General features: G+C 36.3%; 9 protein-coding genes. 8 read left to right on the forward strand and 1 reads right to left on the reverse strand.

Annotated elements, in window-relative coordinates; all coding sequences use genetic code 11:
• Positions 1-366: 366 nt before the first annotated feature.
• The 8 genes from BANA01_RS26010 to BANA01_RS26045 all read left to right on the forward strand — a co-directional run bounded on the left by BANA01_RS26010 (position 367) and on the right by BANA01_RS26045 (position 11,262).
• Positions 367-675 carry a DUF2325 domain-containing protein gene (locus BANA01_RS26010; RefSeq protein ID WP_063255325.1) on the forward strand — a complete coding sequence of 103 codons (309 nt, stop codon included), beginning with the start codon at positions 367-369 and terminating at the stop codon, positions 673-675.
• A 73-nt stretch (positions 676-748) separates the two neighbouring features.
• Positions 749-2,632: an N-6 DNA methylase gene (locus BANA01_RS26015; protein ID WP_063255326.1), complete on the forward strand. Its 1,884-nt coding sequence runs from the start codon at positions 749-751 to the stop codon at positions 2,630-2,632.
• Positions 2,633-2,689: 57 nt separating this feature from the next.
• A complete protein-coding gene (locus BANA01_RS26020) occupies positions 2,690-4,813 on the forward strand; it encodes a type I restriction-modification system subunit M (RefSeq protein ID WP_063255327.1) in 2,124 nt (707 codons plus the stop codon).
• Positions 4,813-6,201: a restriction endonuclease subunit S gene (locus BANA01_RS26025; protein WP_063255328.1), complete on the forward strand. Its 1,389-nt coding sequence runs from the start codon at positions 4,813-4,815 to the stop codon at positions 6,199-6,201. The genes BANA01_RS26020 and BANA01_RS26025 overlap by 1 nt, the downstream gene beginning before the upstream one ends.
• Positions 6,201-9,164: a type I restriction endonuclease subunit R gene (locus tag BANA01_RS26030; RefSeq protein ID WP_063255329.1), complete on the forward strand. Its 2,964-nt coding sequence runs from the start codon at positions 6,201-6,203 to the stop codon at positions 9,162-9,164. The genes BANA01_RS26025 and BANA01_RS26030 overlap by 1 nt, the downstream gene beginning before the upstream one ends.
• A 33-nt stretch (positions 9,165-9,197) precedes the next feature.
• Positions 9,198-9,413 carry a YdbC family protein gene (locus BANA01_RS26035; protein ID WP_063255330.1) on the forward strand — a complete coding sequence of 72 codons (216 nt, stop codon included), beginning with the start codon at positions 9,198-9,200 and terminating at the stop codon, positions 9,411-9,413.
• Between the two features lie 195 nt (positions 9,414-9,608).
• Positions 9,609-10,217, forward strand: a complete 609-nt coding sequence (locus BANA01_RS26040; protein WP_063255331.1) for a helix-turn-helix domain-containing protein — start codon at positions 9,609-9,611, stop codon at positions 10,215-10,217.
• A 376-nt stretch (positions 10,218-10,593) separates the two neighbouring features.
• Positions 10,594-11,262, forward strand: a complete 669-nt coding sequence (locus BANA01_RS26045) for a hypothetical protein (RefSeq protein ID WP_063255332.1) — start codon at positions 10,594-10,596, stop codon at positions 11,260-11,262.
• Between the two features lie 146 nt (positions 11,263-11,408).
• On the opposite strand, the gene BANA01_RS26050 is transcribed toward BANA01_RS26045, so the two are convergent.
• Positions 11,409-12,113: a hypothetical protein gene (locus BANA01_RS26050; protein WP_063255333.1), complete on the reverse strand. Its 705-nt coding sequence runs from the start codon at positions 12,111-12,113 to the stop codon at positions 11,409-11,411.
• Positions 12,114-12,237: the final 124 nt, after the last annotated feature.

Genomic DNA, 12,237 nt, shown 5'->3' on the forward strand with positions numbered 1-12,237 from the left:
CAATTGTCCTCCAATGCTGCACCCGCTCCAATTTCAACTCCTTCTGAAAGAAAGTTCCTACTGGACCAAACACTGAGTCCCCAACTAAGGAAACGTATCGTAACACACTTCCTTCAAGCTGCTATTGTGCCTAGTGAACATTTCTTCCCTCTTTTCTGTTTAATATGTAGGTCCTAGTTAACAAAAGTTGGTGAACACATTTTAAAAACCGCTTTATGTATTAGTTATTTACTCATTATTTTATCGCTAAAAAAAGTAACTCAATTACTTTTTAAAATAAATTATAATTTTTTAAACATTTAATGTTTACTTATTTTATTTTTTGTGTTAATTTATCTGTAGAGATAAAAAAGGGAGGTAAATAATATGAGAACAATCTTAGTGATCGGTGGAAAACGGAATAAATCATTAGAAGTGAAAGCCCGTGAAAATGAAATGAAGATTATGCATCATCCTTTATCTGAGAAGCAAAAGCCCAACAAAAGATATTTTGAGCAGATGGTAAAAAAATCAGATTGTATCATTTTATTTACTGATGCATGTTCTCATCGGAGTATGTGGGATGTCCGAGATTTATCCAAAGAGCACCAAAAGCCAATTGTTTATCCGAAAGGAATAGGAACTAGTCAGGCGTTGAAGTTAGCTTTTCAAGCAATGGATAAGAAAATAGGATAACCTTTTTTTAAAAGGTTATGATAAAAAGTAACTGACTTACTTCAGATAGTAATTGAATTGAGGGGATGATTGTTTGAAAGAAACAATGGAAGAAAAGTTGTTTAGAATGACTGACATTTTAAGAGGAGCGATAAATGCATCGGATTACAAAAAAATAATATTTCCACTCTTGGCACTTCGCCACCTTGAAAATCGACCAGAAAATTATAAAATACCTGAACAAGCTAAGTGGAGTGGAATAATTTACGAATATTATCGCCTTAAAGAAATGATCCTGGAAGCCCTAAGGGAGATTGAGTATGAAAACCCAGGATTGAAAGGAGTCCTTTATTCGGACCTTCTAGAAAATTTAGATCAAGATATTTTTCAAAAGGTTGTTGCAGCAATAAATGAAATTCCTCTGGATTCGGAAGTCATTGAGAAAATACTATATACCTTCGCAGCAGGGGAAGGAAAAATGGGAGCCGACTACATTACCCCTAAGTCGCTGACGAAATTGCTTCCTCCTTTACTGGACATAAAAGGAGGAAGTATCCAAGATGGGGCAGCAGGGGTCAGTCAATTATTAATTGCTGCTGGAGAATACGCTCGGAAAAAAGGTCATCAAGTTCAGTTGTTTGGACAGGAAATCAACAAAGATACATGGTCTATTGGAAAGATTAATCTTCTCATTCATGGATTTGACACTGAAAACTTTGTATTAGGCAACACCATTACCAAACCTGCTTTTACCAATCAGTTTTTCGATTATGTTGTCATGAACTTTCCATTTTCATTAAAAGATTGGGGACGTGAACAGGTAGAATTCGATTTGTATAGAAGATTTAAATACGGAATTCCAAGTGATGCAAATGCAGACATGGCCTTCATTCAGCATGGGTTATCTGCTTTATCCCCTGAGGGAAAAGCAGCCATACTTGTCCCACATGGAACGCTGTTCCGAGGAGGTGCGGACCGACAGATTCGTCAGGGTATGATTGATGATGATGTGATTGAAACCATAATCAGCTTGCCAACTAATCTTTTTGTATCAACCAGTATTCCGGTGGCATTAATAATCTTCAATAAAAATAAACCAGTAGAACGAAAAGAAGTTATCCAATTTATTGATGCAGCTGATCATTACGAAAAAGGAAGAGGCCAAAATATCTTGCAGGATGAAGATATACAAAAGATTATCGAGGCTTATCGTTCAAATCAACCGATTGAGAAATTCTCCACATTTATATCAATTGATGAGATTATAGCTGCTGAAGCTAATTTAAATATTAAGCGCTATTTTGAAATCAACGAGGTTGAAAGTGAAGTTCTTGGAAAAGTTCAGGTGAACCGTGAGCTGTATGAGCAGTCCGCTTATGAAAAGGTAGTCTTGAAGGACCTCGTAGTAATGTATCGTGGGATGAATACCCCAAACAAAAAAAATTTGGAAAAGGAAACAGGTGATAGTTACCTGATACAGTTGGCTGATGTCCAGGAAGGAGAGATCCTATTCGATCAGTTAACACCGATTGAGTTGGATAAAAAAACCAGCACCTATGAAGTGATGGAAGGAGATATACTTATTTCGAGCCGTGGAGCAGCCATTAAGGTGGCTGTCGTGCCTTCGACTGATAAAAAACTTATTCTTTCTCATAATTTTATAGGTTTAAGGCCAAGAAAGGGCGTAAACCCATCTTTCATTAAGGCGTTTTTGGAAAGTCCGATTGGTCTGTATTACATCACATCGCAACAAAAAGGGACATCGGTTACCGTGCTTACTATAAAGGATATTGAAAATATACCTGTCCCTGATCTCGAGAAAGACCAAATTAATGAAATAGGGAACTCTTTCCGGCGGGCTGATGAAGAACTTGCAAATATTATTGAAAAGGCAAAACAAGAACACGCTAGGAACTATTATTCACTTTATGAGAAAATGGGATTAACAGAAGCTTTTAAGGTAGGAGAAGATTACTAAGTTTAAAGTCACATGATAAAAATTACTTTGATATAAAAATACTGGAGGTTAAAAAAGGTGAATAATCAAATCTATAATCAAATTGTTAGCTTTATATGGGGAATTGCAGATGACTGCCTTCGTGATGTATATGTGCGAGGAAAATATAGAGATGTCATTTTACCAATGACAGTAATTCGCAGGCTAGATGCCGTGCTTGAGCCTACAAAAGAGGTTGTTTTACAAACTAAAAAAATGTTAGACGAAGCAGGGGTAGTGAACCAGACAGAGGCACTTTGTAATACGGCAGGGCAGGCTTTTTGTAATGCTTCACCGTTTACCTTGAAGGATTTGAAGTCTAGATCTAAACAGCAGCAACTAAAGATGGACTTTATTGAGTACTTAGATGGGTTTTCTCCGAATGTGCAGGAAATACTGGAGAAATTCAAGTTTAGAAATCAAATCGATACAATGGTCGAGGCTGACATTCTTGGTGCGGTAATTGAAAAATTTGTGAGTCCTTCAATCAATTTAAGTCCTTACCCAATTAAGGATGACCATGATGAGATTTTAATACCTGGTCTAGATAATCATTCTATGGGGGTCATTTTCGAGGAATTAATTCGTAAATTTAATGAGGAAAACAATGAGGAAGCCGGGGAACACTTTACACCAAGAGATGTAGTAGAGCTAATGGCTGATATCACGTTCCTACCAATAGAGGATAAAATCAATGATGCCACTTATGTTGTCTATGATGGAGCATGCGGAACAGGCGGTATGCTAACCATCGCTGATCAGCGTATTCACGAACTAGCCGAGCAACATGACAAATCCATAAACACGTATTTATATGGACAAGAAATTAACCCGGAAACATATGCCATCACTAAGGCGGACTTGCTCATTAAGGGTGAAGGATCACAGACCGATAATGTAGCTTATGGTTCAACCTTATCTAATGATGGTTTTCCAACGATGAATTTCGATTTCATGTTAAGTAATCCTCCGTACGGAAAGAGTTGGAAAACCGATTTAGAACGTCTTGGGGGTAAAAACGGAATTTCAGACACTCGATTTGTGGTTTCCCACAATGAAAATCCTGAATTCAAGATGATTCCTCGCTCTAGTGACGGACAGTTATTATTCTTAGCTAACAAAATCAGCAAAATGAAGCACGACACGGAACTTGGCAGCCGTATAGTCGAGGTTCATAACGGTTCTTCGTTATTTACAGGTGATGCAGGTTCAGGTGAAAGCAACTTAAGACGCTATATAATTGAAAACGACTGGCTTGAAGCCATTATTGCTCTTCCTGAAAACATGTTTTACAACACGGGCATAGCCACGTTTATCTGGATCGTGACCAATCGTAAGGCACCTCATAGACGGGGAAAAGTTCAACTCATTGACGCTACGAGCTTGAAGAGCTCTTTACGAAAAAACTTAGGTAACAAAAACTGCGAATTCACTGCTGAAATTAGACAGCAGATTACCCAAATGTTGATTGATTTTAAGGAAACAGAGTTATCTAAGATTTTCCCAAATGAGGAGTTTGGCTACCACAAGATTACGGTAGAGCGACCACTAAGGTTAAGGGTGAATCTAGATAAGGAAAGTATTGAACGTTTTGAAACTGTATGTGTAAGAGAAAAGGACCCATCTTTATTTGAGATTGTGAAGGTGGTTGCTGAAAAACTGCAGTACCTGACTATTTTTGACTACAATCTATTTATTATGGAGCTAGAGAAGGAAGCTAAAAAGTCCAACTTCAAGCTATCTGCTAAGAGAATAACGTTAATAAAAGCTTTTTTAACTACTATTGATGAGACTGCTGAGAAGGTGATCAAGAAGGTCCACAAAGCATCTAAAGTAGAATCAAATGCTTTATACGGTCTATACCATCTCGGTAAAGATAATGTTGTGGAATACGAACCTGATAGCAATCTAAGAGATACCGAACAAATTCCTCTACTACACAAGGGCGGTATTGAGCAATTCTTCAAAGATGAAGTTTTATCCTTTGCTCCAGACTCTTGGATTGACGAAAGTAAGAACCAAATCGGGTATGAACTGAGTTTTACGAAGTATTTTTACAAGCCAGTGCAGTTACGCACATTAGATGAAATCGTAGCCGATATTAAAGCGTTGGAAGCAGAGTCCGATGGTCTGCTAAATTCCATTATAGGGGGGAAAGGCTGATGAATGACAATCTAAAGCCCTATGAAAGTTATAATGATGTCAATCTACCTTGGCTAGATAAAATACCATCGCATTGGGAAATGATTAGAAATAAGAATGTAATGAAGTTAAAGAAAGATGTTGTAGGTGAACAATCTGGTAACTATACTCTTTTGTCACTTACCTTAAAAGGGATTATTGCGCGAGACATGAAAAATCCCAAAGGAAAATTCCCAAAAGATTTTTCTACATATCAAGTAGTGAATGAAAATGATTTGGTATTCTGCCTATTTGATATCGATGAAACGCCTAGAACAGTGGGATTGTCACCACTAAACGGCATGATAACGGGTGCATATACAGTATTTAAAATAGCTGATATAAATCCCAAATATTTATATTATTATTATCTTTCACTAGATGGAAACAAGTTATTAAAACCTTTATATACAGGACTCAGAAAGGTCATTAATACAGATACGTTTTTAAGAACGAAATTTCCTTTGCCACCCAGGGATGAACAAGAACAAATCGTTAAATATTTGGACTCACATCTTTCTAAAATTAATAAGTTTATAAGTATTAAGAAGAAGATCGTTGCAGCGCTAAAAGAACAAAAGCAATCTATAATATATAAAGCTGTGACACAAGGGATTTACCCAAATAGAAGTATGCAAAAAACAAATGTTGATTATCTTGGATATATTCCTGAGGAATGGAAGACTTCCAAAGTTAAATTTATGTTTGCGATAAAAAAGGATATTGCTGGAAGTGAAGGGTATGACGTTCTTTCGGTTACACAACAAGGAATTAAAATAAAAGATATAAGTAAAAATGAAGGACAGATGGCTCAAGATTACTCTAACTATCAGCTTGTTAATCCTAATGATTTTGTTATGAATCATATGGATTTACTAACAGGATTTATGGATTGTTCTAACTATTATGGTGTAACGAGTCCAGACTATCGCGTTTTTACGTTTAAAAATGGCATCGAAAAAAATAATAGGAATAAATACTACACATATTTTTTCCAGTCCTGTTACTCGTTTAAAATATTTTATGGCTTAGGCCAAGGAGTTTCGAGTATGGGGCGATGGAGATTACAAGCAGACAAATTCCTAAATTTCCCGGTTCCTGTTCCTTCACTTGCTGAACAACAAGAAATTGAAAAGTATATTGAGCAAAGAACAAAACAAATAGATAAGTTGATTGATAAGACTCAAAGTGAAATTGAACTTATGACTGAATACCGAACTTGCCTCATCTCAGAGGTAGTAACTGGTAAAGTCGATGTTCAGGGCATTGTTGTGGATGGAGTAATCGAAGACGACCTAGATTTAGCAGATGAAGATTTTGATGAAAACGAAACTGAGGAAGTTGAAGACTTGGAGGAGGTGGAGGCATAATGCCATCTAATACCAAAGAATCCGGATTAGAGACATTAATTGTAGAACATTTGGTCAATCATAATGGGTATGAACAAGGACAAAATAGTGACTACAACAAAGAGTACGCCATCGATGAAACTCGATTATTCAAGTTTTTACAAGATACTCAACCCGACAGCCTTGAAAAATTAGGAGTTTTCAAAAGTGACGTGAATAAAACTAAGTTCCTCAATCGGTTGCAAGGAGAAATTGCAAAGAACGGCATCATAGACGTTTTGCGAAATGGACTTAAAATCTATCCTGTCACACTGGATTTGTTATATCAGACACCTTCTGAAAATAACGAGAAAGCTAAGAAACTTTACAACCAAAACATTTTTAGTGTAACCCGACAATTAATGTATTCACGTGATAATACCCGGTTAGCCCTTGACTTCGTTCTTTTCATTAATGGTTTGCCAATTATCACTTACGAGTTAAAGAACCGTTTAACTAAACAAAGTGTCGATGATGCAGTTCAACAGTATAAAGATGATCGTGACCCACGTGAATTGTTATTTAAATTCGGGGTATGCATGGTGCACTTTGCAGTAGATGAAAATGAGGTAAAAATGTGCACCAAACTCGATGGCAAGAGCTCTTGGTTTTTACCATTTAACAAAGGATACAAAGACGGGGCTGGCAATCCTCCTAATCCGAATGGTATCAAGACCGATTACCTTTGGAAAGATATTTTAACTAAGCATGAGCTAACGAACATTATTGAAAACTACGCTCAAATAGTGGAAGAGAAAGACAACGAAACTAAAAAGGTAACGAGGATACAAATCTTTCCTCGTTACCATCAACTCGCCGGGGTAAAGGCAATCCTTGGAGATGTTTCTCAAAAGGGTGTAGGGAAAAAATATTTGATTCAACATAGCGCCGGCAGCGGTAAATCGAACTCCATTGCTTGGCTTGCCCATCAATTAGTTTCTTTAATGAAAGTTGATAAAACGATTATTGACTCAGTTATCGTAGTTACCGACAGAATTAACTTGGATACACAAATTAAAAATACCATTAAGGGTTTCATGCAAGTCTCGAATACCGTTGGCCATGCCGAGAGTTCAGGCGATCTAAGAAAGCTGCTGCAGGAGGGCAAAAAAATCATCATCACCACTGTTCATAAGTTTCCGTTTATTCTTGATGATATCGGGAACGCCCATCGAAAGAATAATTTTGCAATCATTATTGATGAAGCCCATTCTAGTCAAAGTGGTAATATGTCGGCCAAAATGAACATGGCTTTATCCGACAAATATGACAGCGAAGATGAGGAAGAAACAACGCAAGATAAAATCCTCAAGATCCTTGAGGGCAGAAAGATGCTGACCAATGCTAGTTATTTTGCTTTCACGGCCACACCAAAGAATAAAACCTTAGAGATGTTTGGTGTTCCTTACGAAGCAGACGGTAAAATTAAACACAAACCATTTCATATCTATACTATGAAACAAGCGATTCAAGAAGGCTTTATCCTTGATGTTCTTAAAAATTACACACCTGTTAAAAGTTACTATAAGATTGCTAAAATCATAGAAGATGACCCAATGTTTGATAAGAACAAATCCCAAAAGAAGATTAGAAAGTATGTAGAATCCGAAGAACAACCTATTGGGATTAAGGCTGAAATCATGGTGGACCACTTCCATGACAAAGTAATCGCTAAAGGTAAAATTGGTGGACAAGCGAGAGCAATGGTGGTCACCAGTGGCATTGAGCGAGCCATTCAGTATTACTATGCCATCTCAGCCTATTTAGAAAAAAGAAAGAGCCCATATAAAGCCATCGTAGCGTTTTCTGGAGAAAAAGAATTTGGTGGAAAAAAACTCTCTGAATCTGCTATTAATGGGTTTCCTAGTAATGATATTGAAAAAAAGTTTAAGAAGGACCCATATCGGTTTTTGATTGTAGCAAATAAATACCAAACGGGGTATGACGAACCTTTATTGCACACTATGTATGTAGATAAATCTTTAAGCGACATCAAGGCAGTACAAACCTTGTCACGCTTAAATCGAGCGCATCCTAAAAAGCACGACACATTTGTTTTGGACTTTGCCAATGAGACCGACCAAATTAAAGAGTCATTTTCTAGATACTACACTACCACCGTTCTTTCAGACGAAACTGATCCAAATAAGCTCAATGATTTAGAGAATGATATTAAACGAGCTCATGTCTTTACAGATTATCATGTAGACACGATTGTAGAACTCTACTTAAATGGAGCTGAAAGAGACAAACTCGATCCAATTCTAGACATTTGTACTGAAGCTTATAAAGAGGAGTTAGACGAAGATCAACAAATTGATTTTAAGAGTAAAGCAAAAGCCTTTATTCGGACCTACGGGTTTTTAGCTTCAATTCTTCCTTACGGTAATGCCGATTGGGAGAGATTGTCTATCTTCCTAAATCTCTTAATACCAAAGTTACCAGCACCTAAGGAAGAAGATCTGTCTAAAGGTATCTTAGAAGCTATCGACCTTGACAGTTATCGAGCTGAAGCCCAAGCCCAAATGTCGATTATTCTAGAAGATGAACCTATTCATGAAGTTGGTCCAGTACCTACAAGTGCTCAAGGTGGCAAGGCTGAGGCCGAATTAGATTTACTAAGCAACATCCTATCCATTTTCCATGACATTTTTGGAAGCACCCAGTGGAATGATGAAGATCGCATTAGAGAGCATATCGAAACCATCCATGATAAGGTTACGAAAGACAAAGACTATCAAAATGCCAAGAAAAATTCGGATAAACAGAATGCGAGAATCGAAAGTGATAAAGCTGTTGGAAGAGCTATGTTCAGTACCATGGCAGACGATATACAATTTTATAAATTGTATAATGATAATCCATCGTTTAGAAAATGGTTGACCGATGCTATCTTCGGTATCACTTATAACGCAGATGAAAGTAAACCACCGGAATTACAGTAGTTCGAACCTAGAGAAAAGGGGTATTTAACGTTTATGGCGGAAATCAAATTTGAAATTACTGAGCAAATTGCTATTCTTTCAGAATCAGCAAAAGGCTGGACCAAAGAACTTAACCTAATCAGTTGGAATGGTCGTGAGCCAAAGTATGACATCCGTGAGTGGGCCCCCAATCATGAGAAAATGGGCAAAGGTGTTACGTTGAGCAAAGAAGAGTTGGAAAAGTTAATGAAAGCTCTTACCAGCAATTAAACTTTTATTTTTTCCTATGTATCTTTTACTTTTTAGAAGTATAGCAACGATTAAATAGTAAAATAAATTATGAAGGGGGGATTCGTATTCTCCCTTTTTTGCTGTGTAGAAAAGAAAAAATCCTTCTTCCTTATATTGACTCAGACAATATAAGGAGTTAATATTGTCTTGGACAATAAAATTTGGAGGATTTCTATGATTGGATTAGAGTATATCTTGAATTTATATAATATGGAGCATCAAGGTTTAGCTGATAAGTTGGGAATTAAAAAACAGAATATTAATTTATGGATTAAGGGAAAGCAGAATATTTCCAAAAAGCACCTCCCTCTACTTTCCGAGATATTTGGTATCGATGAACAGTATTTTCAGAAGGAACTCGATGATGTAGATAAATTAATGGTCCAAAAAGAAAAGCTTAGACAGGAGTTAATGCCACAGGTGGTGGATTATGAAACAGATATAACACTGGGAGAAGATGCTGATTTCATTGAAAAGCCTATTTATAACAAAGCTGAATTTAATCAAATAAATAAAGAAATCGAAAAAGCGCAGCTAGTTGCAGAATACAGAGAGGTTGTATCGAGTATCGAAGATCCGACTGAATTGCAACTTATGAGCCAATTAAGCATGCTTTTGAAGGAACGTAGAAAAGAGACAATTTTTGAATACACCATAGATGCATTGTCTCATTATTATGATGTGCTTCCTGATTGGGTTGGCGAGCCGGAAAGTGATGAGTTTGTTGAGGAGTTTCTAGAATTTGCTGCTCATCACGATAAAAAGAAAATTGAAGGGAATTAATTTTACTTATATATGAAGAGGCGACCCTTTTAGGTCGCCATTTTGAATAATATAATTTTTTTACCATACTTAAGTTACTGCTTCGCCTTCTTCTATATTAGCCATTGTTTAGTTCTTCTGAGAATCTCCGATCCACTGTTTCTCCACCTCTTAGGGAAAGCTCCTGTGTTTCATGGACTCCACTTATACAAACAGTGTAAAAATGAATCCTTTTAATAATTTCATCTAGAATCTTTCTTGTTGTTTTTTGATTGAATTGAGGATTTAAATTAATGTGTTTTTTTTGTATGATTTTATTGTGTTTATTAAAAGTATTTTGTATAATTAACAGTGTTAAATATATCCAATTAAGGATTGTTGAGGGAGTGAATAGCAAATGGCAAAAGCGTCATTACAGGAATCGATCCGGAAAGTGATAAGTACGTCAAAGGAAGACGGTAATAAGAAACAAGTCAGTATCTTACTGCCAGAGAAGACCATTTCAATGCTCGACATTATTATGGAGCAGTTGAAAATTGTAACCGAAGGGAAATTATCTACCAGCCGGAATCAGTTTATTGAAAATGCCATTGATGAACTTATTGATGCAGCATCAGATGTGTTGTTTGAAGATCATGGAATTAATGTAGAGGAACTTCTAGACTATGAAGGTGAAGACGATATCGAGGAAGAATCAAAAGCTGAGGCTATTACTGATGAACTTGTTGTTCTATTTCCTGCGAAGAATTCGAACTTCCAGAAAATCTTTTTGGGGCAAAACCAATGGTGGTCAGTACGGATTGGGGCAAAAAATAGGCCACGTATTAAATATGCAGCCTGTTATGTAGGGTCGCCAATTTCAGGAATTACACACTACGCCGAGGTTGATAAGATTGTCCCAACCAGCAATGGAGATGGCAAGTACATCATTCACTTTAAGGGAAAACCTATTGCCCTTCAAAACAAAATAAAGCTTGGCAATAGTCCTATTAATTCAGTTCGGAAATTACGATATACTACGCGAAGCAAACTTTTGAACGCGCAGCAAGTTAGCGACCTATGGTGAGAAGAAGATACTAAGTATCTTCTTCTCAATAGTTGTACTTAAAGCAGGACTCGCACTCCTGCTTTTTTATTTTACCTTATTTTTAGATAAAAGGTTTTCGAATTGGAATAACAAGGATAAATTTATTAAGAGCTTTGGACGGTGCGTTATCGAGGTGAAAATCCTCCACCATAAACTGTCTTATAGGAATAGAAACGTGAACATCTATGGTTATCACTGACTTCTAAATTATAAGAGCTACATTTTTTACCATTATAGTTAGCGCAATTTTCACAACGTTTATATGCATTAGGATGAGTTAAATAAATCCCCTTTTCTTCAAGAAAAGAATCCTGGTTTACGGAAGTTTGACTTTGATGAATGAACTCCATTTGTTCAAATTTCTGTATTAGATCAAGAGTGCTTTGTTTTACCTTTTGTTTTTTGTTTTCTTTCCTCTTTACTTTCTTATGAGCTTGTTTTATTTGTCCTAATAATGATGAGGAGAAACTATTAATTTCTAATCGATATGATACTTGAGCATGATTCTGTTCTATAAGTAATGCACCCTGGTCAAATTTGTGATTTATCAGAAAGGAACCATCTATTTGTATATCTATATTAAATGTCTGATCTTCATTTTTTTTAATGGAAACTGGTGAACAATTCCGGGAGCTTTTTTTACTGTTACGATATAAAACGCTTTCAACGTATTGGTAAGTTTTTTCTTTTAGATTAATGAGGTATTTGTATTGATTATCTTGGTGTGAAACGGAATAGGTTTCATTGCTTTTCTCCAGCGATGTAAAGGGTACATTATAGATTCCAATCCTCAGTTTCGAACTTCCCGTTATTCTTACATTTATTCTCATGATTACCCTCCTTAGCTAATTTCCACCTTTTTCTAAATTTTCATTATTCATTCTTAAATACAGATTACAAGAAATTCGTCATCCTGCCTATACTATATTAATTGTAGTAATTTTGTAGGATTAA

This window comes from Neobacillus niacini NBRC 15566 (assembly GCF_001591505.1).
Classification (GTDB): Bacteria; Bacillota; Bacilli; order Bacillales; family Cytobacillaceae; genus Neobacillus; species Neobacillus niacini.

Coding starts and splice junctions, on each gene's coding strand:
- BANA01_RS26010 (WP_063255325.1), top strand. CDS start 367: ATGAGAACAATCTTAGTGATCGGTGGAAAACGGAATAAATCATTAGAA.
- BANA01_RS26025 (WP_063255328.1), top strand. CDS start 4,813: ATGAATGACAATCTAAAGCCCTATGAAAGTTATAATGATGTCAATCTA.
- BANA01_RS26030 (WP_063255329.1), top strand. CDS start 6,201: ATGCCATCTAATACCAAAGAATCCGGATTAGAGACATTAATTGTAGAA.
- BANA01_RS26035 (WP_063255330.1), top strand. CDS start 9,198: ATGGCGGAAATCAAATTTGAAATTACTGAGCAAATTGCTATTCTTTCA.
- BANA01_RS26040 (WP_063255331.1), top strand. CDS start 9,609: ATGATTGGATTAGAGTATATCTTGAATTTATATAATATGGAGCATCAA.
- BANA01_RS26045 (WP_063255332.1), top strand. CDS start 10,594: ATGGCAAAAGCGTCATTACAGGAATCGATCCGGAAAGTGATAAGTACG.
- BANA01_RS26050 (WP_063255333.1), bottom strand. CDS start 12,113: ATGAGAATAAATGTAAGAATAACGGGAAGTTCGAAACTGAGGATTGGA.